Genomic DNA, 22,158 nt, shown 5'->3' with positions numbered 1-22,158 from the left:
ACGCCCCATGGACGACGATGCGGACGACGACCTGTTCGACGTGCCCCACCAGGGCGCGCAAGCCCGTACGGGCCCTCAGAAGCCCGGCGGTCCGGAGGCGCCGGGCAGCCAGTGGTTCGACCACGAGGCCGGGCCGATGGTCCGCCCCTACACGGTGACCGCCGGCCGTACCTCGGCGAGTCCCCAGGGAGCGCGGTGCGACCTGATCGCCCTGGTGTCCCTGGAATCCGCCGCGCCGGACGTCCACGACGACATCGTGCTCGGCCCCGAACACCGGTCGATCATCGACATGTGCCGCGCCGAGACGCAGACCGTCGCCGAACTCGCCGCCGGCACCGAGGTCCCCGTGGGAGTGGTCCGGGTGCTCCTCGGTGACCTGCTCGAACTGGGCTGCGTCAAGGTCACCAGCCCGGTTCCGCCCGCACGGCTACCGGCCGAAACGATCTTGAGAGAGGTCATCGATGGACTCCGAGCACTCTGACTCCACGGCCGAGAGCGCCGCCCTGTCCCTGAAGATCCTGGTCGCGGGCGGCTTCGGGGTGGGCAAGACCACCCTGGTCGGCGCGGTCAGCGAGATCCGGCCGCTGCGCACCGAGGAACGGCTCAGCGAACTGGGCCAGTCGGTGGACGACACCGCGGCGGTGTCCCGCAAGACCACCACGACCGTGGCCATGGACTTCGGCCGCATCACCATCAGATCCGGTCTGTCGCTCTACCTGTTCGGCACGCCGGGGCAGGACCGCTTCTGGTTCCTGTGGGACGAACTGTCGCAAGGGTCCCTCGGCGCCGTCGTCCTCGCGGACACCCGACGGCTCGAGGAGTGCTTCCCCGCCGTGGACTACTTCGAGCACCGCCGCATCCCGTTCGTCGTGGCGGTCAACTGCTTCGCGGGCGCCAGGGCGTTCGGGGCACACGAAGTGGCACAGGCCCTCGACCTCGACCGCGGGACCCCTGTGGTGCTGTGCGACGCGCGCGACAAGGACTCGGGGAAGGAGGTGCTGATCCGGCTCGTCGAGTACGCCGGGCGGATGTACACCGCCCGGCTGCTCGACTCGGTCGGCTGACCGGCCCGGCTCAGTCGGCTACGTCACCGAGCGCCACGACCTTGTCGACACGGACCCGGACGACGAGTTCGCCGGGTACGCCGTTGCGCCTGCCGAACTCCTCGGCGCGGTCCGCGCCCATGTACCGGCCGCCGATCCGGGTGGCCGACTCCACCAGCTCGGCCGGCTCCTCGCTGAGTTCGGCGTGCCCCTGGATCGTCACGAACGAGAACGGCGGCCGCTCGTCGTCCACGCACAGGGCGACGCGGCCGTCGCGGGCCAGATTGCGGCCCTTCACCGTGTCCTTGCCGGTGTTGAAGACGATGTCGTCGCCGTCCAGGACGAACCAGACCGGCGCGATGTGCGGACTGCCGTCCGCCCGCACCGTCGACAGCTTGGCCGTGCGCGTGCCCTCGGAGACGAAGGCGTGCCATTCCTCATCGGTCATCTTGTGTGCCATGGGCCCATCCTGCTTGCCCGGAGGGCGGCCGTGGGGAAGGCTTGCGAGACAAATCCTCCGGGCAGGGGAGACGCCGTGCCCGGAGACGGGGAGTCACAGGGGAGCGGGGAGACAGGAACATGGCGGAGAACACCGGACTCGGTTGGCTGCTCGACGACCTGACGGGGCGTGTCGAACACGTGCGCCATGCCCTGGTGCTGTCCAACGACGGACTCGTCACCGGCGCCAGTTCGGATCTGGGGCGCGAGGACGCCGAGCATCTCGCCGCCGTCTCGTCCGGACTGCACAGCCTCGCCAAGGGGTCGGGTCGGCACTTCGGTGCGGGCGGCGTACGGCAGACGATGATCGAGTTCGACGACGCCGTCCTGTTCGTCACCGCCGCCGGGGACGGCAGCTGCCTGTGCGTGCTCAGCGACGCGGAGGCCGACATCGGCCAGGTCGCCTACGAGATGACCCTCCTGGTCAACCGCGTCGGCGAACACCTCGGCGTCGGCAAGCGGCAGCCGGAGAGGTCGTCCGCCGGAGAGCTCTGACCTGCGGGTTTCCGGCGACGGTGGAGTTATCCACAGGCTCGCACGCGGAAGGTCGATCAGCGCTACGGTTTTCCCGGGTGGTCACGGAGAGTGACTGCCGTGCATCGTTCGACGGGGGAGACCATCGTGCAAGGCAACACCATGACCAGGCCTCAGGGGAGCGCGGCGCGTGAGCTGGGCCTGAAGCGGGGCGAGTTCGACCTGGCCGTCCGGCTCGGCCGGATCCGCACCGTCGCGGCACCGGACGGCGGCCTGCGCCGGGTGCCGCGTGAAGAGATCGACCGTATTCGCGAGGCCGAGGGATTTCCGGACGCCCTGCGTGAGCAGGTCCGCGTGGTGGGCACCGCGCAGGGCGCGTCGATCATGGACATCCCGCCGAGCCGGTTCACCCGGCTCGCGCGGGCCGGGATGCTGACGCCCGCGAAGTTCTACGTCAACCGCTACAAGACCGTGGTCTGGCTGTACCTGGCGCAGGAACTGCAGGAGTTCGCGCGGTCCGAGGTCCACGCCCCGCTCCTGACCGGGCGGGCACCGGCCGCGATGCGCGCCCGCATCGCGGCCGGGAAAGACCTGCGGCCACGGACCTGGCGGTCCCGGCACGCCCGATATCTGCTCGACCAGTGCGGTGATCCCTGGGAGCGGGCCGCCGCGATCACCACGTTCCTCGACGCAGACCTGCTCGCCGACATGGTCGACAGTCCCCACGAGCGGACCCACCTGCTTCGGCTGCGGCCCCACGAGAGCTGGTACGGGGCGCCGGATTCGCCCACCGCGCAGGTCGTCGAGCGGATCCTCGTCGCCGACGACCCGGCCGAGATCAGCTGGCTGCGGGCCAATCTGCTCCTGAGCCTGGACAAGGCCCGCCGGCTGCGACCGGCGCCACTCCTTGCTGCTCCGCAGCCCGCACCCGACGGACCGCACGCCCCGGCGCACCCGGTGGCAGCCGAGGACTTCACGGTTCCGGCCCCGGCCGAGCCGACGCGGAGCCTGTGGGGGCGCCTGCTCGGCAGACGAGGGTGAACCCCGGGGCGCGAAAGGCCTAGTCGGTGCCGTCCGCGGAGCCGTCGCCCTCGACGGCGTCCAAGTCTCTGGCGTAGTACTCGATCGCGGGCCGGTAGCCCACGATGTCCGGGTCGGCGCTGGTCGCGGCCAGCACCGTCAGCAGCAGCCGCATGCCGTCATGGGCGCGCCCCACGTTGTACAGCGCCATCGACAGGAACGTCTTGAGCGCGTTGTCCTCGGGGAACTCCGCGGTCGCCGCGCTCAGTGTGGCCACGGCATCCGCGTGGCGGCCGAGCGTGCGGTAGGTGCTGCCGAGGCCGAGCAGCGCACCGCGCCGGTCATCCGTGGACAGCCCCGGGCCCGCGACCGCGTCGACATAGTGCGGGACGGCGTCCGCCTCGAGACCGAGGACGTCATGGGCCCACGCCGTCTGGTACGCGACACGGACGTCCTCGGGGAACCGGGCGCGCAGGGCGAGCAGCCGCTCGCGCGCCTCCTCCCGGTGGCCCGTCTCGCGCAGCCGCACCGACTGCGCGAGCAGCGTCTCCAGATCGCCCGGCTCCACGGCGCTCACGATTCGAGCTTCCGGAACAGGCCCTCCTGCACCACGGACACCAGCAGCCGGCCCTCGACGTCGTAGATGCGGCCCCGGGCCAGACCACGACCGCCCGTCGCGATCGGCGACTCCTGGTCGTACAGGAACCACTCATCGGCACGGAAAGGACGGTGGAACCACATGGCGTGGTCGAGCGAGGCCATGTCGAATCCGCGCGGGCCCCACAGTGGCTCGATCGGCAGCCGCACGGCGTCGAGGAGGGTCATGTCGCTGGCGTACGTGAGCGCGCAGGTGTGCACCAGCGGGTCGTCACCGAGGGGACCGACCGCACGCATCCACACGGCGCTGCGCGGCTCGGCGCTCGCGACCTCCTCCGGGGTCCAGCGCAGCCGGTCCACGTAGCGGATGTCGAAGGGCTGGCGCCGGGCCATGCGCTCCAGCGCCTCGGGCAGCGCCCCCAGATGGCCCTTGATCTCTTCGGCGATCGTCGGCAGCGACTGCGGGTCCGGAACCTCCCGGGCCGGCGGCAACTGGTGCTCGAAGGCTCCCTCTTCGGGCTTGTGGAAGGAGGCGGTGAGATTGAAGATCGTGCGACCCTGCTGGACGGCGGTGACCCGGCGCGTGGTGAACGAGCGGCCGTCGCGGACCCGTTCGACCTGGTACACGATGGGCACGCCCGGACGGCCCGGGCGCAGGAAGTACGCGTGCAGCGAGTGCACGGGACGGTCGCCCTCGGTGGTGCGGCCCGCGGCCACCAGGGCCTGCCCTGCGACCTGCCCGCCGAAGACGCGCTGCAGGGACTCCTGCGGGCTGCGCCCACGGAAGATGTTGACCTCGATCTGCTCCAGGTCGAGCAGGTCGACAAGCCGCTCCGCGGGATTCGTCATGCGTGGTTCTCTCTCGTGTGGGCGCCCGGACGGATCAGGCGCGGGGACGCGGCCGGACCCGGTCGTCCGGCCGGCCGGGGGACTACAGCTGACCGACGTCCGTGACCCGGACGACGGCCCGGCCCTCGGCGTCGGAGGCCGCGAGGTCGACCTCGGCGCTGATGCCCCAGTCGTGGTCGCCGTTCGGGTCGGCGAAGGTCTGGCGGACCTTCCACAGACCGTGCTCGGGATCCTCCTCGATCATGAGCAGCTTGGGACCGCGCGCGTCGGGCCCGGTACCGAGGTCCTCGTACTCGTCCCAGTACTTGTCCATGGCCTCGCCCCAGGCGTCGGCGTCCCACCCGGCGTCGCCGTCCAGCTCGCCGAGTTCCTCGACGTTGTCGAGCGCGGCGAGCTCGACCCGGCGGAACATCGCGTTGCGGACGAGGACACGGAAGGCGCGCGCGTTCGCCGTGACCGGCTTGACCTGGTCGGCCTTCTCCTGGGCCTCCTCGGCCGTCATCTCCTCCGGGTTGGCCAGCTGCTCCCACTCGTCAAGCAGGCTGGAGTCGACCTGGCGCACCATCTCGCCCAGCCAGGCGATCAGGTCCTCCAGGTCCTCCGACTTGAGGTCGTCGGGCACGGTGTGGTCGAGCGTCTTGTAGGCGCTCGCCAGGTAGCGCAGGACGATGCCCTCGGTGCGCGCGAGCTCGTAGTGGGAGACGAACTCGGTGAAGGACATCGCGCGCTCGTACATGTCCCGGATCACCGACTTCGGCGACAGCGGGTGGTCGCCGACCCACGGGTGGCTCGTGCGGTACGTGTTGTAGGCGTGGAAGAGCAGTTCTTCCAGGGGCTTCGGGTAGGAGATGTCCTGGAGGCGCTCCATGCGCTCCTCGTACTCGACCCCGTCCGCCTTCATCAGGGCGACGGCCTCACCGCGCGCCTTGTTCTGCTGGGCGTGCAGGATCTGCCGCGGGTCGTCGAGCGTGGACTCCACGACCGACACCATGTCGAGCGCGTACGACGGCGACTCCTTGTCGAGCAGATCGAAGGCGGCGAGGGCGAACGTCGACAGCGGCTGGTTGAGCGCGAAGTCCTGCTGGAGGTCGACGGTCAGCCGGACGATCCGGCCCGTGGCGTCGGGCTGGTCCAGCTTCTCGACGATGCCGCCGTCGAGCAGCGAGCGGTAGATCGCGATGGCCCGGCGGATGTGCCGCAGCTGGGCCTTGCGCGGCTCGTGGTTGTCCTCGAGCAGCTTGCGCATCGCGTCGAACGCGTTGCCCGGACGCGCGATGACCGACAGCAGCATCGTGTGCGTGACGCGGAAGCGGGAGGTCAGCGGCTCCGGCTCGGAGGCGATGAGCTTCTCGAAGGTGCTCTCCGTCCACCCGACGAAACCCTCGGGGGCCTTCTTGCGGACGACCTTGCGCCGCTTCTTCGGATCGTCGCCGGCCTTCGACAGCGCCTTCTCGTTCTCGATGACGTGCTCGGGCGCCTGGGCCACGACGAAGCCCGCCGTGTCGAAGCCGGCCCGGCCGGCCCGCCCAGCGATCTGGTGGAACTCACGGGCGCGCAGCGTGCGCACCCGGGTGCCGTCGTACTTGGTGAGCGCCGTGAACAGCACCGTACGGATCGGGACGTTGACGCCGACGCCGAGGGTGTCCGTGCCGCAGATGACCTTCAACAGGCCTGCCTGGGCGAGCTTTTCCACGAGGCGCCGGTACTTCGGCAGCATGCCCGCGTGGTGCACGCCGATGCCGTGACGCACGTAGCGGGACAGGTTGCGGCCGAACTTCGTGGTGAACCGGAAGTTGCCGATCAGCTCGGCGATCCGGTCCTTCTCCTCGCGCGTGCACATGTTGATGCTCATCAGCGCCTGCGCGCGCTCGACGGCCTGCGCCTGCGTGAAGTGCACGATGTAGACCGGGGCCTGCCTCGTGTCGAGCAGCTCGGTCAGCGTCTCGGTGAGCGGCGTGAGCCGGTACTCGTAGGACAGCGGCACCGGACGGGTGGCCGAGCGGACCACCGAGGTGGGGCGGCCGGTGCGGCGCGTCAGGTCCTTCTCGAACATCGAGACGTCGCCGAGCGTCGCCGACATCAGGATGAACTGCGCCTGCGGCAGTTCCAGCAGCGGGATCTGCCAGGCCCAGCCGCGGTCGCCCTCCGCGTAGAAGTGGAACTCGTCCATCACGACCTGGCCGATGTCGGCCTGGGCGCCGTCGCGCAGCGCGATGGAGGCCAGTACCTCGGCGGTGCAGCAGATCACGGGCGCGTCCGCGTTGACCGACGCGTCGCCGGTGAGCATGCCGACGTTCTCGGTGCCGAAGATCTTGCACAGCTCGAAGAACTTCTCGGAGACGAGCGCCTTGATCGGTGCCGTGTAGAAGGTGACCTCGTCGCGGGCGAGCGCCGCGAAGTGCGCAGCGGCCGCGATCATGCTCTTGCCGGAGCCGGTGGGCGTCGACACGATCACGTTCGCACCCGACACCACCTCGATCAGCGCCTCCTCCTGGTGCGGATAGAGGGTGAGACCACGCTCCTGTGCCCACGACTCGAAGGCGTCGTAGAGGGCGTCCGGATCTGCGGTCTGCGGGAGCTGATCGATAAGGGTCACGTCACCATCTTGCCTGCCTTCCGCCCCGATCCGGCAATCGGATGCCCGTACGAAGATCACGAAGGTTACGCTGGGTCGCCGACGGGGCGTCAGGGTACGTACACCCTCGATAAGTCAACAGAGCGTCGGTACAAGGGACATGTCGACACGACGCGGGCGGTCGGCACAAGTGGGACAGGGGCGGAACAGAGCCATGATGGGACCGGCACACTCGTTGTCAGGAGCGGCGGCCTGGCTGGGGGTGGGCGCGGCCGCGGCGGCCGCGGGGCACCCGATGCCCTGGCCGGTCGTCCTGGCGGGCGCCCTGATCTGCGCGGGCGCGGCACTCGCCCCCGACCTCGACCACAAGGCGGCGACCATCTCACGCGCCTTCGGCCCGCTCTCCAAATGGCTCTGCGAGATCGTCGACAAACTCTCGTACGCCGTCTACAAGGCGACCAGGACCGCGGCGGACCCCCGACGCTCGGGAGGGCACCGCACCCTCACCCACACCTGGGTCTGGGCGGTTCTCACCGGGGCTGGCGCCTCGGTCGCGGCCATCACCGGGGGGCGCTGGGCCGTCCTGGCCATCCTCTTCGTCCACATGGTGCTCGCCATCGAGGGACTGCTGTGGCGGGCCGCCCGCGGATCCAGCAGCGACGTCCTGGTATGGCTGCTCGCGGCGACCAGCGCCTGGATCATCGCCGGAGTCCTCGACCAACCGGGCAACGGATCGGACTGGCTGTTCACCGATCCCGGCCAGGAGTACCTGTGGCTGGGCCTGCCGATCGTGCTCGGCGCCCTGGTCCACGACATCGGGGACGCCCTCACGGTCTCGGGCTGCCCGATCCTGTGGCCCATCCCCATCGGCCGCAAGCGCTGGTACCCGCTCGGCCCGCCCAAGCCCATGCGGTTCCGGGCCGGCAGCTGGATCGAGCTCAAGGTGCTCATGCCCGTGTTCATGCTGGCCGGCGGAGTGGGGTGCGCGGCCGCGCTCAACTTCATCTGAGCCCGGCCGCGCACCGCCTCCTGGCCCGGTCACCCGTGCCAGGACCGCCACAGCGCGGCGTACGCCCCGTCGGCCGCGACCAGCTCGTCATGGCTGCCCAGCTCGCGGATGCGGCCGTCCTCGACCACGGCGATCACGTCCGCGTCGTGCGCGGTGTGCAGCCGGTGCGCGATGGCCACGACCGTCCGGCCGTCGAGGACCCGGGCGAGCGAGCGCTCCAGGTGGCGGGCCGCGCGCGGGTCGAGCAGCGAGGTCGCCTCGTCCAGGACCAGAGTGTGCGGATCGGCGAGGACCAGCCGGGCCAGGGCGATCTGCTGGGCCTGCGCGGGCGTGAGCGCCGTCCCGCCCGATCCGACCTCGGTGTCCAGGCCCTCGGCCAGACCCCGCGCCCACCCGTCGGCGTCGACGGCGCCGAGCGCCGCCCACAGCTCGGCGTCCTCGGCGTCGGTCCGGGCCAGCCGCAGGTTGTCGCGGAGCGAGCCGACGAAGACGTGGTGCTCCTGATTGACCAGCGCCACGTGCGAGCGGACCTGCTCCGCCTGCATCCGGGACAGCTCCGCGCCGCCGAGCGTGACCTGCCCGCTTCGCGGCGCGTAGATCCCGGCGAGCAGCCGGCCCAGCGTCGACTTGCCCGCACCGGACGGGCCGACCAGGGCGAGCCGCGTGCCCGGCCGCACTTCGAGGGACACCTTGCGCAGCACGTCGACGCCCTCGCGGTAGCCGAAGTGCACCTCGTCGGCGTGCACGTCACGCCCGTCGGGGCGCACCGAGGCGTCGCCCGCGTCCGGCTCGATGTCCCGTACGCCGACGAGCCGGGCCAGGGACACCCCGGCCACCTGGAGCTCGTCGTACCAGCGCAGGATCAGACCCACCGGATCCACCAGCATCTGCGCGATGAGCGCGCTCGTGGTCAGCTGGCCGACGTCGATCCAGCCCTGGAGGACGAAGACGCCGCCGATCAGGAGGACGGACAGCAGCACCAGGACGTGCACCGCGTTGATCACGGGGAAGAGGACCGAGCGCAGATAGAGCGTGTAGCGCTCCCACGCCGTCCACTCCTTGACGCGGCGCTCGGACAGCTCCACCCGGCGGTCGCCGAGCCGGTGCGCCTCGACGGTCCGGCCGGCGTCCACGGTCTCCGCGAGCGCCGCGGCGACGGCCGCGTACCCGGCCGCCTCCGAGCGGTACGCGGACGGCGCCCGCTTGAAGTACCAGCGGCAGCCGATCACGAGGACCGGTACCGCGATCAGGATCACCGGAGCCAGCGGCGGCGCGGTGACCGCGAGGCCGCCGATGAGCAGGGCCGCCCACACGACACCGATGGACAGCTGCGGCACGGCCTCCCGCATGGCGTTCGCCAGGCGGTCGATGTCCGTGGTGATCCGGGAGAGCAGATCGCCCGTGCCGGCCCGCTCCAGGACGCCGGGCGGCAGCCCGACGGAGCGCACCAGGAAGTCCTCGCGCAGGTCCGCCAGCATCCGCTCGCCGAGCATCGCCCCGCGCAGCCGCACCTGCCGGGTGAACACGGCCTGCACGACGAGGGCGAGCGCGAACACGGCGATGATCCGCTCCAGGTGCAGGTCGCGCAGCGCGCCCGCGCCGTCCGTGACGTCCTCGATCAGGCCGCCCAGCAGATAGGGCCCGACCATGGACGCGACGACCGAGACCGTGTTGACGCCGATGAGCAGCAGAAAGGCGCGCCGGTGGCGCTGGTACAGCTCGCGCACATAGCCGCGCACCGTCGCCGGCGCGCCGACCGGCAGGGTGTTCGCGGTGGTGGGGGCCGCCGGGTCGTAGGCCGGTGGCGCTACGCCGATCATGCCGTCTCCTCGATGTCGATCTCGATGCCGGTTTCGGAGGCCGGTCGGGGGCCGGTGCGCACGGCCGGCGCCTCCGCGTCGGTCTCGCGGGTGACGACCGCTCGGTACCGGGGTTCGGTACGCACCAGTTCGCGGTGCTCGCCGACCGCGACGGCCGTGCCGTCCTGGACGAACACCACCCGGTCCGCGCGGTCCAGGAGCAGCGGGGACGAGGTGAGGACCACCGTCGTGCGGCCCTGCCGCAGAGCACGCACCCCCTGGGCGATCCGGGCCTCGGTGTGCGAGTCCACGGCGGACGTGGGCTCGTCGAGGACCAGCGCCTCCGGGTCGGTGACCAGCGACCGGGCCAGCGCCAGACGCTGGCGCTGGCCGCCCGAGAGGGAGCGGCCGCGCTCGGTGATCCGGGCGCTCATGGGGTCCTCGTCCAGGGACGACTGCGCCAGGGCGTCGAGCACGTCCGCGCACTGCGCCGCGGCCAGCGCGTCCTCCGGCCGGACCGCACCGGAGGACGGTACGTAGAGGAGTTCGGCGAGCGTGCCGGAGAGCAGCACCGGATCCTTGTCCTGGACGAGCACGACCGAGCGGGCGACGTCCAGCGGCAGCTCGTCCAGCGGGATCCCGCCCAGCAGTACGGAGGGCAGCCCTGCCTTCTCGGCCTCGCGCTCATCGTCACCGGCGGCGGTGTCGTCGGGGTTCGGGGCATCGCCCGTCTCCGTCGATGCCGGATGCCCGCCGAGCCGGTCGGCGAGCCGCCCCGCCAGGTCCGGGTCACCGCACACGACGGCGGTGAGGAGCCCGGCCGGGGCGAGCACGCCGGTGGCCGGGTCGTACAGATCACCGGACGGCGCGGTCGTGTCGAGGAGTCCGCCCGCGGGCTCGGTGACGCGTTGCAGCGAGAGCACCCGCGCGGCACGCTGCGCCGACGGCCGCGAGAAGGAGTACGCCATGGCGATCTCCTCGAAGTGCCGCAGCGGGTAGTTCAGGATCATCACCGCGCTGTACACGGTGACCAGTTCGCCCACGCTGATCCGGCCCTCGCGGGCGAGGTGGACGCCGTACCAGACGACCACGATGAGCAGCAGTCCGGGAAGGAGGACCTGGATCGCGGAGATGAGCGACCACATACGAGCACTGCGCACGGCGGCCTTGCGGACCTCCTGCGAGGCGCGGCGGTAGCGGTCGAGGAAGAGTTCCTCGCCGCCGATGCCGCGCAGCACGCGCAGTCCGGCGACCGTGTCCGAGGCGAGTTCGGTGGCGCGGCCCGCCTTCTCCCGCTGATGGTCCGCGCGCCGGGTGGCGCGGGGCAGCAGCGGCAGGACGGCGAGGGCGAGAACCGGCATGCCGATCGCGACGACGGCACCCAGCGCGGGCTGGTACACGACGAGAGCGACGCAGACCAGGACGACGGTGAGCGCGGCGGCGGCGAAGCGCGAGAGCGCCTCGACGAACCAGCCGATCTTCTCGACGTCGCCGGTGGACACCGCGACGACCTCACCGGCGGCCACCCGCCGGGTCAGCGCGGCGCCGAGCGCGGCGGTCCTGCGGGCGAGCAGTTGCTGCACCCGGGCCGCCGCGGTGATCCAGTTGGTGACCGCGGTGCGGTGCAGCATGGTGTCGCCGAGCGCGATGGCGGCACCGAGCAGCACGATCAGCCCGCCCGCGGCGGCGAGCCGGGTGCCGGAGCGGTCGACGACGGCCTGGACGGCGTAGCCCACGCCGTACGGGAGACCGGCGACCGAGCTGAAGTGGAGCAGTCCCCAGGCGAGGGACTTGAGCTGGCCGCCGATCTGGTTCCGGCCGAGCCAGAGCAGGAACCGGGGGCCGGAGCGCGCGTCGGGCACGCCCGGATCGGAGTACGGAAGGTCGGAGATCTGCATGACGTCCCAGGTATCGACAAGTCGATAAGAAGATGAGGGGGAATGGCGGAGGCGGGAGAGACGGAAGGGGCCGCGGGGTGGTGGAGGGGGAGAAGCGGAGATCAGGAGGGGTGGAGGCGGGAAGCGGGTGGGAAGAGCGGAAGACGACGGAACAAACCGTGAAAGGTTCGCGCCCCTCAGTGACCGGAGGCAAACGGTTTTTTGTCGGGCGGCAAAGATTCGGCCGGGTACGGCCGTGGCGGCCGGGCCCGGCGCGGGGGTTCGCCCGCCGGGGTGCGAGCATGGAACGCATGCGTATTGCGGGTGCGGTTCGGGCGGGTGTCGCGGCGGCGGCCTGCGGGGTGTTGCTGACGACGGTGGCGGCGTGCGGCGCGGACGGCGGAAGTGCCACGTCAGGAGGGCACGGCTCGGACGACGACGCGCACACCGACGCGGCACGGCCGGCCGCCTCGAAGACGATCCCGGACGTCGGCGCCCGCTACCAGAAGCAGATTCCCGCGAACTCACGGCAGGTCGTCGCGGTCTACGGGGACGGGAAGAACTCCGCGGACTCGACGATCGTCCTCTACACCAAGTCGGGCGACACCTGGAAGAAGGCCCGCGGCTGGTCCGGGCACAACGGCAAGAAGGGCTGGACGACGAGCCACCGGGAGGACGACAAGCGCAGTCCCGTCGGCGTGTTCACGCTCAGCGACGCCGGTGGCGTCCTGGCCGACCCGGGGGCGAAGCTGCCCTACACGCAGACCGCGTCGATCCAGGCGCCGCACTACTGGGCGAAGTCGCACTGGCACGACTTCGACTACGTCATCGCGATCGACTACAACCGGGTGAAGGGCACCGCGCCGAACGACCCGACACGTCCGCAGGGCCAGACCAAGGGCGGCAGCATCTGGCTGCACATGGACCACGGCAGCGGCACCTCGGCCTGCGTGAGCCAGTCGAAGGCGAACATGGAATACCTGCTCAAGACGCTCGACCCCGCACAGCACCCGGTCGTGGTCATGGGAGACAAGGCCGAACTCGGGGCGGCCTGACACCAGACCCGCGCTTGTCGATGTCGTGGCCGTTGTCGACGCGGGCCCCGGTGCGACAGCGCGCGCGAGACCGTACCGGTGGGGCGCCCGCCTCGCCGTAGTTGACGGCGAGACGGGCGTACGGCAGCACCGGAGGCACGAGCACGGCGTTGACCAGGGCCGACAGGGTCAGCAGCATGGCGACGAGAGCCGACTACTCTTCGGTCGGCCTCTGCGAATCGACGCCTCCGCGCTTCGTGCGCCACCCGCCGCGCGTGAAGTCCGGGATCGGCTGCGGCGCGCCCTTCGCCTTGATGGAGAGATGGCTCAACGGCACCGGCGAGGTCCACGTCGCGGCGTCGTACACGTCGAAGTCCGGTACGAGACCGAGCCGCATCGTCTGCATCAGGCGGTAGACCATGATGTAGTCCATGCCGCCGTGGCCGCCGGGCGGATCGGCGTGCTCCTTCCACAGCCAGTGGTCCCAGTCGGCGTACTTCGAGAAGTCGCCCCAGGCGTCGTCCTTGTGATCCGGCTCGATGTAGATGCGCTCCGGATAGTCCTCGAACACACCCTTCGTGCCGCCCAGTTGATTGATTCGCGAGTACGGGTGCGGGGTGCTGACATCGTGTTCCAGCCGGATCACCCGGCCTTTCGCCGTCTGCACGAGGCTGATGGTGCGGTCCGACTCGATGTAGGACTCCTTCCAGCTCGGGTCGCCGGCGGGCATATGGGCGGCCCGGTACTCGGCGAGGCCGAGGGACGGCGTGCCGAAGCTGGAGATGTGCGTGACCCGGTCACCGCGGTTGACGTCCATGTAGTTGGCGACCGGACCGAAGCCGTGGTTGGGGTAGAGATCACCGCGCAGCCGGGTGTGCCACAGCCGTCGCCACGGGCCCTCGTAGTAGTCCGGGTCGAACATCAGGCCGCGCAGATCGTGGTTGTACGCCCCCGCGCCGTGCAGGAGCTGACCGAACTTGCCCGCGTGCGCCATCCGCAGCACCCGCATCTCGTTGCGGCCGTAGCAGCAGTTCTCCAGCTGCATACAGTGCCGACGGGTGCGCTCGGAGAGGTTCACCAGCTCCCACAGCTGATCGAGCTGGAGCGCGATGGGGCATTCGACGCCGACGTGCTTGCCGTTCAGCATCGCCGTCTTCGCCATCTCGAAGTGCCGGTCCCAGGGCGTCGCCGCGTACACGAAGTCCACGTCGCCGCGCTTGCACAGGTTCTCGTAGTCGTGATCGCCCTTGGTGTACGTCGCCGGGGCCGGCTGACCCGCGGCCGTCACCTTGGCGGCGGCCCGCTCCGTCTTGTCCTTCACCGGGTCGCACAGCGCGACGACCCGCACGCCCGGCAGCGCCAGGAAGAGGTCGATCATGCTGCCGCCGCGGTTGCCGAGGCCGATGATCCCGACGCGGACCGTGGAGCGCCGCTCGAACGGGACGCCGATCATCGTCGCGCCCTGCCGGGCGGGCGCCGTGCTCGCCGCCGTGTGCGCGTCCGCGGGCGACGCGGCGTACGCCGGTCCCGACTCCAGTGCGCCGAGGCCGAGGCCTATCCCCGCCCCCGCGACACCCGCCGAGCGCAGCACATCGCGGCGTGAACGGCCTTCGGGCTCGGGGGTGTCGAGGGGAAGGCTGTCGTCGTGCATCGGACCTCCAGGGTGGTGGGTGCGGTGCGTGGCAAACGCAAGCCACCCTGGAGGCGGTGAGAGCGGGGCGCAAGAGCCCTGAGTGGTCGGGGAGTTGGACTTCCTTTACTGAGCCTTTGGACTCCCGTGAACGGATCGACTGACGCGCGCGGGCCGCGTCGCACGCTCCAGCTCCACGAGAACCGAGTAGTAGGTGCGACCGGTGGCGTGATCCATGCCGACCTCGCACATCCGGTTCGCCGACAGATGCGCGTCGTAGGAGCGGGAAGTGACCTCAGCGGCCTCCTTCGCCGTCGCCGACTCGGTCAACTCCTTGTGCAGCATGCCGCGGTCGCCCGCGAAGGCGCAGCAGCCCGCGTCGTCCGGCATCACGACCTCGTCGGCACAGGCCTCGGCGACCGCCCTCAACTGGTCCACGTCGCCGAGGTGTTCCATCGAGCAGGTCGGGTGCAGCACGGCCGAGCCGACCGTCCGCTCGATCGTGAGGCGCGGCAACAGCTCGTCCGCCGCCCACACCAGGGAGTCGACGATCTTCAGCTCGGCGTGCAGCTCCCGATTGTGGTCCGTCAGGTACGGCACCACCTCGTGCGCGATGCCGAGCGTGCACGAGGACGCGTCCACGACCAGCGGGAGACGGCCGCCGGCGGTCCAGCCCCAGGCTGCTTCGACGATCCGGTTCGCCATGATCGTGTTGCCCTCGTCGTAGCCCTTGGAGTGCCAGATCGTGGCGCAGCACGTCCCGGCCACGTCGTCGGGGATCCAGACCGGCCTGCCCGCGCGGGCGGAGACCGCGACGACGGCCTCGGGGAGGGAGACGTCGCCGGGCGTACCGAAGATGCGGTTCACACACGCCGGGTAGTAGACGGCCGTGGCGCTCACGCGTGCGGTGCGTGGCATCCTGCGGGCCGCCGCGGCGGGGATCTCCGGCAGCCACTCGGGGACGAGATCGGGGCGGATCGCCTTGCGGGCGGCGGTGGTGACGCCGGTCAGCAGCCGGTCACCGATCTTGTCGGCGGCCGCCACGGCGAGCCGGGCCGACGCCTCGACGGCCTTGAAGTTCTTCGCGGTGAGGGCGGCCACCTTCTCCTCGCGCGGCGAGTGCCGCGCGTGCCGGAAGCCCTTCATGAAGGCGCCCGTGTCGATGCCGACGGGGCAGGACAGCTTGCAGGTGGAGTCCCCGGCGCAGGTGTCCACCGCGTCGTAGCCGTAGGCCTCGATCAGCTCGTCCTCGACCGGTGACCCCGACGGCTGACGCATCATCTCGCGGCGCAGCACGATCCGCTGCCGCGGCGTCGTGGTCAGGTCCTCGCTCGGGCAGGTGGATTCGCAGAAGCCGCACTCGATGCACGGGTCCGCGATCAGCTCCACCTTCGGGATCGTCTTCAGGCCGCGCAGATGCGCCCTCGGATCGCGGTCGAGGACGATGCGCGGGGCCAGCACCCCGTCCGGGTCGATGACCTGCTTGGTGCGCCACATCAACTCCGTCGCCCTGGGGCCCCATTCGAGCTCCAGGAAGGGCGCGATGTTGCGGCCCGTGGCGTGCTCCGCCTTCAGCGAGCCGTCGAACCGCTCCACCGTGAGCGTGCAGAAGTCGTCCATGAAGGCCGCGTACCGGTCCACGTCCGCGGGCTTTCCCGCGTCGAACGCCAGCAGGAAATGCAGATTGCCGTGCGCGGCATGGCCCGCCACGGCGGCGTCGAAGCCGTGCCGCGTCTGGAGTTCGAGCAGCGCCTCACAGGCTTCTGCCAGGCGCGCGGGCGGCACGGCGAAGTCCTCCGTGATCAGCGTCGTCCCCGAGGGGCGTGAGCCGCCGACCGCCGTCACGAACGCCTTGCGCGCCTTCCAGAAGCCCGAGATCGTCTTCGCGTCCCGCGTGAACTCATTGGTCACCGAGGCGACGGGCGCGACGAGGTCGAGCCCGTCGAGCACCTGCGCGGCCTTCTCCTCGTACGCCGCCTGCCGCTCCTCGTCCGGCGCGCGGAACTCCACGAGCAGCGCCGTCGTCTCCTTCGGCAGCTGGGCCCAGTCCTGCGGCACGCCCTGCACGCTCACCGAGGCGCGCAGCGTGTTGCCATCCATCAGCTCGACGGCCAGCGCCCCCGCCTCGTTGAAGACCGGCACCGCCGCGGCCGCCGCCGGGAGCGAGGGGAAGAACAGCAGCGCCGTCGACACCCTGCGGTCCAGCGGCAGCGTGTCGAAGACGACTTCGGAGATGAAGCCGAAGGTGCCCTCCGACCCCACCATCAGACCGCGCAGGATCTCGACCGGCGTCGAACCGTCCAGGAACGCGTCGAGCCGATACCCGTTCGTGTTCTTGATCTCGTACTTGGCGCGGATCCGCCGGGTCAGCTCGGTGTCCGCCTCGATCTCCCGCTTGATCGCCAGCAGCCCCTCGCAGAGCGCCGGCTCGGCCCGTGCGAGGTCCGCGTCCGCCTCCGGGCCCGCGGTGTCGACGACCGTGCCCGACGGCAGGACGAAGGTGAGCGAGGCGAGCGTCCGGTACGAGTTCCGGGTCGTGCCCGCCGTCATGCCCGAGGCGTTGTTCGCGACCACGCCGCCGACGGTGCAGGCGATCGCGCTCGCCGGGTCGGGGCCCAGGACCCGCCCGTGCCGCGCGAGGGTCGCATTGGCGCGCACGATCGTGGTGCCGGGACCGATGCGCGCCCGCTCACCGTCGCCGAGCACCTCGATGCCCGACCAGAACCGCCGCACGTCGACGAGGATGTCCTCGCCCTGCGCCTGCCCGTTCAGCGACGTGCCCGCCGCGCGGAAGACGACCTCGCGGCCCTTGCCGTGCGCGTACGACAGCACCGCCGAGATGTCGTCGATGTCCTGGGCGAGCACCACGACCTGCGGTACGAAGCGGTACGGGCTCGCGTCCGAGGCGTAGCGCACCAGGTCGGAGATCTTCGTCAGCACCTTGTCCGCGCCGAGCAGCTCGGTCAGGTCCGTGCGCAGCGGCTCGGGGGTGCCGCCGGCCTGCCGCTCCTCGACCCGGTCGGGCGCCGGGTCGGACGGTCGGGACCCCGGACGCAGGGCTTCCGGCTTCGGCTCCAGCAGCGGCATGGCCTCTCCTCGGTCGGCGGACGGTCGGCGGTCCGCGGTGTCAGCAGTCCCGCTCCCGCGGGGCTTCGAACAGGGCGTTCAGCAACACCGTCAGCTGGGCGCGCTGCTCCGTGTCCAATGGGGCCAGGATCTCCTCTGCCGCCGCGCGGCGCGCGCTGCGCAGCTCCCGCAGGGCGGTCCGGCCCCGCTCCGTGAGCTCGATCCGGATGACCCGGCGATTGGTGGGGTCCGGCACCCGGCGGACCAGCTCACCCGCCTCCAGACCGTCCACCACGGTGGTCACGGCGCGCGGCACCACCTCGAGACGCTCGGCCAGATCGGCCATCCGGGGCGGTGTGTCGTAATGGACGAGGGCGCGCAGCAGCCGGGACTGGGCGGGAGTGATCCCGACCGGCTCCAGCTGGCGCTTCTGGATGCGGTGCAGGCGGCGGGTCAGCCGCAGCAGCTGTTCGGCCAGGAACCCGTCGGCGTCCGGGGTGTTCATGCCGGGAACATTACCAGGACTTTGTGCATTGTGAGTATAGGTAACAATGAGCTATGCTCCTCAAGTCGCTCGACATCTCGGAATCTAGGAGGCCCATGCCCCGCGACGACATCACCTGGACGCCGCCCCCCGATGCCACGAGCTCGGGGCAGCCGCGGCAGATCCGACGCATCCTGTCCCTTTTCCGCCCCTACCGCGGCCGCCTCGCCCTCGTCGGGCTTCTGGTCGGCGCCGCGTCCCTGGTCACGGTCGCGACGCCGTTCCTGCTCAGGGAGATCCTCGACGTCGCCATCCCGCAGGGCCGCACCGGGCTGCTCAGCCTGCTGGCCCTCGGCATGATCGTCAGTGCCGTCGTCACCAGCGCGTTCGGCGTGCTGCAGACGCTCATCAGCACCACCGTCGGCCAGCGCGTCATGCACGACCTGCGCACGGCCGTCTACGGCCGGCTGCAGAGCATGTCCCTCGCCTTCTTCACCCGGACCCGCACCGGCGAGGTCCAGTCCCGCATCGCCAATGACATCGGCGGCATGCAGGCGACCGTGACCTCCACGGCGACCTCCCTGGTCTCGAACCTGACGAGTGTCGTCGCCACGATCATCGCGATGGTCGCCCTCGACTGGCGTCTTACGATCGTGTCCCTGCTCCTGCTGCCGGTCTTCGTGTGGATCAGTCGCAGGGTCGGTCGCGAGCGCAAGAAGATCGCCACCCAGCGCCAGAAGCAGATGGCGGCGATGGCCGCCACGGTCACCGAGTCGCTGTCCGTCAGCGGCATCCTGCTCGGCCGCACCATGGGCCGGGCCGACTCCCTCACCCGGTCCTTCGCCGACGAGTCGGACGGCCTGGTCGACCTCGAAGTCCGGTCGAACATGGCGGGCCGCTGGCGCATGGCCATCATCTCCATCGTCATGGCCGCCATGCCCGCGGTCATCTACTGGACAGCAGGCATAGCCCTCCAGCTCGGCGGGCCCACCGTCTCCATCGGCACGCTCGTCGCGTTCGTCTCGCTCCAGCAGGGCCTGTTCCGGCCGACCGTGAGCCTGCTGCAGACCGGCGTCCAGATCCAGACCTCGCTCGCCCTGTTCCAGCGCATCTTCGAATACCTCGACCTGCCCGTCGACATCACCGAGCGCCCGGACGCGGTCCACCTCGACACCGTCAAGGGAGAGGTCAGGTTCGAGGACGTCGAGTTCCGCTACGACGTCGCGGACGACCGGCACGCCCCGGTCCTCGACGGCATCGACCTCACCGTTCCCGCGGGCGGCAGCCTCGCCGTCGTCGGGCCCACCGGCTCCGGCAAGTCCACGCTCAGCTATCTGGTGCCCCGCCTGTACGACGTCACCGGCGGCCGGGTCACGGTCGACGGCGTCGATGTGCGCGACCTGGACTTCGACACCCTCGCGCGGTCCATCGGCGTCGTCTCCCAGGAGACCTATCTGTTCCACGCCTCCGTCGCGGAGAACCTGCGGTTCGCCAAGCCCGACGCCACCGACGCGGAGCTGCACGCCGCCGCGCGGGCCGCGCAGATCCACGACCACATAGCCTCGCTGCCCGACGGCTACGACACCGTGGTCGGCGAGCGCGGGCACCGCTTCTCGGGAGGCGAGAAGCAGCGGCTGGCGATCGCCCGGACCATCCTGCGCGATCCGCCGATCCTCATCCTGGACGAGGCGACCAGCGCCCTCGACACCCGTACCGAGCACGCCGTGCAGGAAGCCATCGACGCTCTCTCGGCCGACCGCACCACGCTCACCATCGCGCACCGGCTGTCCACGGTCCGGGGTGCCGACCAGATCGTGGTCCTGGACTCCGGCCGCATAGCCGAGCGCGGCACCCACGACGAGCTGCTGGGCCGCGACGGCCGGTACGCGGCTCTGGTGCGGCGCGACGCCCAGCTGGAGAAGACGGCGGCATGAAGCCGGAGCCCCGTCGGGAGCGCCGGCCCACCCGGGGGCGGTGCCGGGTTCCGGACTGAAGATATGTCGGACCGGAGTAAAGATATGTCGTATTTGCCCTGATGTGCGGGTTACCTTTTCCGCATGCTGAACGAGACTCCGCGACGGAGCACGATTCGACTCACGCGCAGAGGGCGCATCGTCCTGCTGGCGACCGGGGCCGTCGCGGCGGCCACCGCCGTGGTGGTACCGCTGGCCGTGTCGGGCGACGGCCAGGACAGCCCCCAGGCGCTGACCATTCCCGAGGGCTGGCGGTCGGGGCAGGTCTACGACGCCGTGGACAAGGCGCTCGGTGTGCCGGCCGGCACCACCAGGAAGGCCGCGCCCAAGGCGGGCCTCAAGCTGCCGAGCGACGCGGCGGGCAACCCCGAGGGCTACCTCTTCCCGGCGACGTATCCCCTGAGCGACAAGTCGACACCGCAGTCCCTGCTCACGTACATGGTCAATACGGCCAACAAGAAGTTCCACGGGCCGAACTCCACAGCGGGCGCCCAGCCGGACACGGCGAGCCAGTACCAGACCGTCACCATCGCGAGCATCGTCGAGGCCGAAGCCGACAACAAGGAGGACATGGGCAAGGTGGCCCGCGTCATCTACAACCGGCTGAACCACGGCATGCCGCTGCAGATGGACTCCACGCTCAACTACGGGCTCGGCCGCTCCACGCTGGCGACCACCGAGAAGGACACCAAGAGCGACAGCCCGTACAACACGTACGCGCGCATGGGCCTGCCGCCGTCACCGATCGGCAACCCCGGCGAGCAGGCGCTGAAGGCGGCCGCCGCCCCGCCCCAGGGCGACTGGCTGTACTTCGTCACGGTCAAGCCGGGGGACACCCGCTTCACCGCGGACTTCGCGGAGCAGCAGAAGAACGTCGCGGAGTTCAACAGGAACAGGGCGGCGGAGAAGGCGGAGAAGAAGGACGGCTGAGGCGCCGGGTTCACGCCGGTACGGCGGGCGCGGCCGGACTCGCCGCGTCCTCAGGACGGCTCAGGCGACCTCCGCCGCTTCCCGGTCCGCCTGCGCTTCCCGGTTCTTCGGTCCTTCTCGGCCCACCTGTCCAGCCCAGTCGGCCTGGTTCTCCCCGCTCTCCCGGTTCTCCCGGTCGAGCAGCCGCTGGATCTCCCGCACCGCGGCGCGCCCCGCGCGGTTCGCGCCGATCGTGCTCGCCGACGGCCCGTACCCCACGAGATGCACCCGCGGATCGAGCGCCGCACGGGTCCCCGTCATCCGGATGCCACCGCCGGGCTCGCGCAGTTTCAGCGGAGCCAGATGGTCGATCGCCGCACGGAATCCGGTGGCCCACAGGATCACATCCGCCGCGACCTTACGGCCGTCGTCCCAGGCCACACCCGTCGGCGTGATCCGGTCGAACATCGGCAGCCGGTCCAGAACCCCGTTCGCCCGGGCCTCGCGGATCGCGTCGTTCACCGGCAGCCCGGTCACCGACACCACGCTCAGCGGCGTGAGCCCCTGCCGCACCCGCTCCTCGACGAGGGCGACCGCGGCGCGGCCCCGCTCCTCGTCGAACGGGCCCTCGCGGAAGACGGGCTCCCGCCGCGTCACCCAGGTCGTCGACGCGGCGAACGGGGCGATCTCCATCAGATGCTGGGTCCCGGAGGCGCCCCCGCCGACCACGACCACCCGCTGCCCCGCGAACGCCTCGGGCCCCGGGTACCCCGCGGTGTGCACCTGCCGTCCGAGGAACGTCTCCTGGCCCGGATAGCGCGGCCAGAACGGCCGGTCCCAGGTCCCCGTCGCGTTGATCAGAGCGCGTGTCGACCACACCCGGGCCGAGGTCTCGACGAGCAGCCGCCCGCCGTCCCCCTCGCGCACCCGCCGCACATCGACGGGGCGCCGCACCCGCAGCCCGAAGGTCTCCTCGTACGTGTCGAAGTACTCGGCGATGACCTCCGACGACGGCCGCGCGGGATCGGCGCCGGTCAGCTCCATGCCCGGGAGCGAGTGCATCCCGTGGACCTTGCCGTACGTGAGCGAGGGCCAGCGGAACTGCCAGGCCCCGCCGGGCCGGGGCGCATGGTCGAGGACCACGAAGTCACGCTCCGGCTCGAAGCCCACCCGCCGCAGATGGAAGGCGGCGGACAGGCCGGCCTGCCCTGCGCCGATGACCACGACGTCGACCTGCCGCGCACCGTCGGTGGAGCCGGCAGCCTCTCGTACCCCGATCTCGTTCACGTTTCTACCAACTCGGCCGGGGCCCGGGATCTTC

General features: G+C 71.0%; 18 protein-coding genes. 8 read left to right on the top strand and 10 right to left on the bottom strand.

What is annotated here, in order from left to right:
• Window positions 1–136 precede the first annotated feature (136 nt).
• Window positions 137–481, top strand: coding sequence for a DUF742 domain-containing protein (locus ABII15_RS04950; protein WP_353946962.1), 345 nt, complete (start codon window positions 137–139; stop codon window positions 479–481).
• Window positions 462–1,064: an ATP/GTP-binding protein gene (locus tag ABII15_RS04945; protein ID WP_353941048.1), complete on the top strand. Its 603-nt coding sequence runs from the start codon at window positions 462–464 to the stop codon at window positions 1,062–1,064. The genes ABII15_RS04950 and ABII15_RS04945 overlap by 20 nt, the downstream gene beginning before the upstream one ends.
• Before the next feature lie 10 nt (window positions 1,065–1,074).
• Here ABII15_RS04945 and ABII15_RS04940 read toward each other — a convergent pair whose 3' ends face one another.
• Window positions 1,075–1,503, bottom strand: a complete 429-nt coding sequence (locus ABII15_RS04940) for a PPOX class F420-dependent oxidoreductase (RefSeq protein WP_353941047.1) — start codon at window positions 1,501–1,503, stop codon at window positions 1,075–1,077.
• Between the two features lie 119 nt (window positions 1,504–1,622).
• Here ABII15_RS04940 and ABII15_RS04935 point away from each other — a divergent pair, with 119 nt between their 5' ends.
• Both ABII15_RS04935 and ABII15_RS04930 read left to right on the top strand, forming a co-directional pair.
• Window positions 1,623–2,036 carry a roadblock/LC7 domain-containing protein gene (locus ABII15_RS04935; protein WP_353941046.1) on the top strand — a complete coding sequence of 138 codons (414 nt, stop codon included), beginning with the start codon at window positions 1,623–1,625 and terminating at the stop codon, window positions 2,034–2,036.
• 141 nt (window positions 2,037–2,177) lie between these two features.
• On the top strand, window positions 2,178–3,056 hold the full coding sequence (locus ABII15_RS04930; protein ID WP_353941045.1) for a DUF6397 family protein: 879 nt from the start codon (window positions 2,178–2,180) through the stop codon (window positions 3,054–3,056).
• A 19-nt stretch (window positions 3,057–3,075) separates the two neighbouring features.
• Here ABII15_RS04930 and ABII15_RS04925 read toward each other — a convergent pair whose 3' ends face one another.
• The 3 genes from ABII15_RS04925 to ABII15_RS04915 all read right to left on the bottom strand — a co-directional run bounded on the left by ABII15_RS04925 (window position 3,076) and on the right by ABII15_RS04915 (window position 7,077).
• Window positions 3,076–3,603 (bottom strand): tetratricopeptide repeat protein, encoded by a 528-nt coding sequence (locus ABII15_RS04925; RefSeq protein ID WP_353946961.1) that lies wholly within the window; start codon window positions 3,601–3,603, stop codon window positions 3,076–3,078.
• 5 nt (window positions 3,604–3,608) lie between these two features.
• On the bottom strand, window positions 3,609–4,481 hold the full coding sequence (locus ABII15_RS04920; RefSeq protein WP_353941044.1) for an acyl-CoA thioesterase II: 873 nt from the start codon (window positions 4,479–4,481) through the stop codon (window positions 3,609–3,611).
• Between the two features lie 82 nt (window positions 4,482–4,563).
• Window positions 4,564–7,077: a DUF3516 domain-containing protein gene (locus ABII15_RS04915; protein WP_353941043.1), complete on the bottom strand. Its 2,514-nt coding sequence runs from the start codon at window positions 7,075–7,077 to the stop codon at window positions 4,564–4,566.
• Between the two features lie 193 nt (window positions 7,078–7,270).
• Between ABII15_RS04915 and ABII15_RS04910 the strand changes: the two genes are divergently transcribed.
• Window positions 7,271–8,065, top strand: coding sequence for a metal-dependent hydrolase (locus ABII15_RS04910; RefSeq protein WP_353941042.1), 795 nt, complete (start codon window positions 7,271–7,273; stop codon window positions 8,063–8,065).
• A gap of 29 nt (window positions 8,066–8,094) precedes the next feature.
• Here ABII15_RS04910 and ABII15_RS04905 read toward each other — a convergent pair whose 3' ends face one another.
• The gene (locus ABII15_RS04905) at window positions 8,095–9,885 is read right to left on the bottom strand and encodes an ABC transporter ATP-binding protein (protein WP_353941041.1); all 1,791 of its coding nucleotides are present in this window, start codon (window positions 9,883–9,885) and stop codon (window positions 8,095–8,097) included.
• Window positions 9,882–11,762 (bottom strand): ABC transporter ATP-binding protein, encoded by a 1,881-nt coding sequence (locus ABII15_RS04900; RefSeq protein WP_353941040.1) that lies wholly within the window; start codon window positions 11,760–11,762, stop codon window positions 9,882–9,884. The genes ABII15_RS04905 and ABII15_RS04900 overlap by 4 nt, the downstream gene beginning before the upstream one ends.
• A 290-nt stretch (window positions 11,763–12,052) precedes the next feature.
• Between ABII15_RS04900 and ABII15_RS04895 the strand changes: the two genes are divergently transcribed.
• Window positions 12,053–12,796, top strand: coding sequence for a hypothetical protein (locus ABII15_RS04895; RefSeq protein WP_353941039.1), 744 nt, complete (start codon window positions 12,053–12,055; stop codon window positions 12,794–12,796).
• 193 nt (window positions 12,797–12,989) lie between these two features.
• Here ABII15_RS04895 and ABII15_RS04890 read toward each other — a convergent pair whose 3' ends face one another.
• From ABII15_RS04890 to ABII15_RS04880, 3 genes are all read right to left on the bottom strand, one after another.
• Window positions 12,990–14,426 (bottom strand): Gfo/Idh/MocA family oxidoreductase, encoded by a 1,437-nt coding sequence (locus tag ABII15_RS04890; protein ID WP_353941038.1) that lies wholly within the window; start codon window positions 14,424–14,426, stop codon window positions 12,990–12,992.
• A 105-nt stretch (window positions 14,427–14,531) separates the two neighbouring features.
• On the bottom strand, window positions 14,532–17,492 hold the full coding sequence (locus ABII15_RS04885) for an FAD-binding and (Fe-S)-binding domain-containing protein (protein WP_353941037.1): 2,961 nt from the start codon (window positions 17,490–17,492) through the stop codon (window positions 14,532–14,534).
• 40 nt (window positions 17,493–17,532) lie between these two features.
• Window positions 17,533–17,976 (bottom strand): MarR family transcriptional regulator, encoded by a 444-nt coding sequence (locus ABII15_RS04880; protein WP_353941036.1) that lies wholly within the window; start codon window positions 17,974–17,976, stop codon window positions 17,533–17,535.
• A gap of 95 nt (window positions 17,977–18,071) precedes the next feature.
• Between ABII15_RS04880 and ABII15_RS04875 the strand changes: the two genes are divergently transcribed.
• Together ABII15_RS04875 and mltG are read left to right on the top strand one after the other, a co-directional pair.
• The gene (locus tag ABII15_RS04875) at window positions 18,072–19,889 is read left to right on the top strand and encodes an ABC transporter ATP-binding protein (protein ID WP_353941035.1); all 1,818 of its coding nucleotides are present in this window, start codon (window positions 18,072–18,074) and stop codon (window positions 19,887–19,889) included.
• Window positions 19,890–20,012: 123 nt separating this feature from the next.
• On the top strand, window positions 20,013–20,858 hold the full coding sequence (mltG, locus tag ABII15_RS04870) for an endolytic transglycosylase MltG (protein WP_353941034.1): 846 nt from the start codon (window positions 20,013–20,015) through the stop codon (window positions 20,856–20,858).
• A gap of 60 nt (window positions 20,859–20,918) precedes the next feature.
• Here mltG and ABII15_RS04865 read toward each other — a convergent pair whose 3' ends face one another.
• Window positions 20,919–22,124, bottom strand: coding sequence for an NAD(P)-binding domain-containing protein (locus ABII15_RS04865; protein WP_353941033.1), 1,206 nt, complete (start codon window positions 22,122–22,124; stop codon window positions 20,919–20,921).
• Window positions 22,125–22,158 lie beyond the last annotated feature (34 nt).

The sequence above is a fragment of the Streptomyces sp. HUAS MG91 genome, from assembly GCF_040529335.1.
In the GTDB taxonomy this organism is placed as follows: domain Bacteria; phylum Actinomycetota; class Actinomycetes; order Streptomycetales; family Streptomycetaceae; genus Streptomyces; species Streptomyces tabacisoli.
Note: the sequence above shows the minus strand (reverse complement) of the source record. Positions and strands in the feature narration are given on the sequence as shown.

Coding starts and splice junctions, on each gene's coding strand:
- ABII15_RS04945 (WP_353941048.1), top strand. CDS start 462: ATGGACTCCGAGCACTCTGACTCCACGGCCGAGAGCGCCGCCCTGTCC.
- ABII15_RS04895 (WP_353941039.1), top strand. CDS start 12,053: ATGCGTATTGCGGGTGCGGTTCGGGCGGGTGTCGCGGCGGCGGCCTGC.
- ABII15_RS04905 (WP_353941041.1), bottom strand. CDS start 9,885: ATGATCGGCGTAGCGCCACCGGCCTACGACCCGGCGGCCCCCACCACC.
- ABII15_RS04880 (WP_353941036.1), bottom strand. CDS start 17,976: ATGAACACCCCGGACGCCGACGGGTTCCTGGCCGAACAGCTGCTGCGG.
- ABII15_RS04875 (WP_353941035.1), top strand. CDS start 18,072: ATGCCCCGCGACGACATCACCTGGACGCCGCCCCCCGATGCCACGAGC.
- ABII15_RS04930 (WP_353941045.1), top strand. CDS start 2,178: ATGACCAGGCCTCAGGGGAGCGCGGCGCGTGAGCTGGGCCTGAAGCGG.
- mltG (WP_353941034.1), top strand. CDS start 20,013: ATGCTGAACGAGACTCCGCGACGGAGCACGATTCGACTCACGCGCAGA.
- ABII15_RS04940 (WP_353941047.1), bottom strand. CDS start 1,503: ATGGCACACAAGATGACCGATGAGGAATGGCACGCCTTCGTCTCCGAG.
- ABII15_RS04910 (WP_353941042.1), top strand. CDS start 7,271: ATGATGGGACCGGCACACTCGTTGTCAGGAGCGGCGGCCTGGCTGGGG.
- ABII15_RS04935 (WP_353941046.1), top strand. CDS start 1,623: ATGGCGGAGAACACCGGACTCGGTTGGCTGCTCGACGACCTGACGGGG.
- ABII15_RS04900 (WP_353941040.1), bottom strand. CDS start 11,762: ATGCAGATCTCCGACCTTCCGTACTCCGATCCGGGCGTGCCCGACGCG.
- ABII15_RS04890 (WP_353941038.1), bottom strand. CDS start 14,426: ATGCACGACGACAGCCTTCCCCTCGACACCCCCGAGCCCGAAGGCCGT.
- ABII15_RS04920 (WP_353941044.1), bottom strand. CDS start 4,481: ATGACGAATCCCGCGGAGCGGCTTGTCGACCTGCTCGACCTGGAGCAG.
- ABII15_RS04950 (WP_353946962.1), top strand. CDS start 137: ATGGTCCGCCCCTACACGGTGACCGCCGGCCGTACCTCGGCGAGTCCC.
- ABII15_RS04885 (WP_353941037.1), bottom strand. CDS start 17,492: ATGCCGCTGCTGGAGCCGAAGCCGGAAGCCCTGCGTCCGGGGTCCCGA.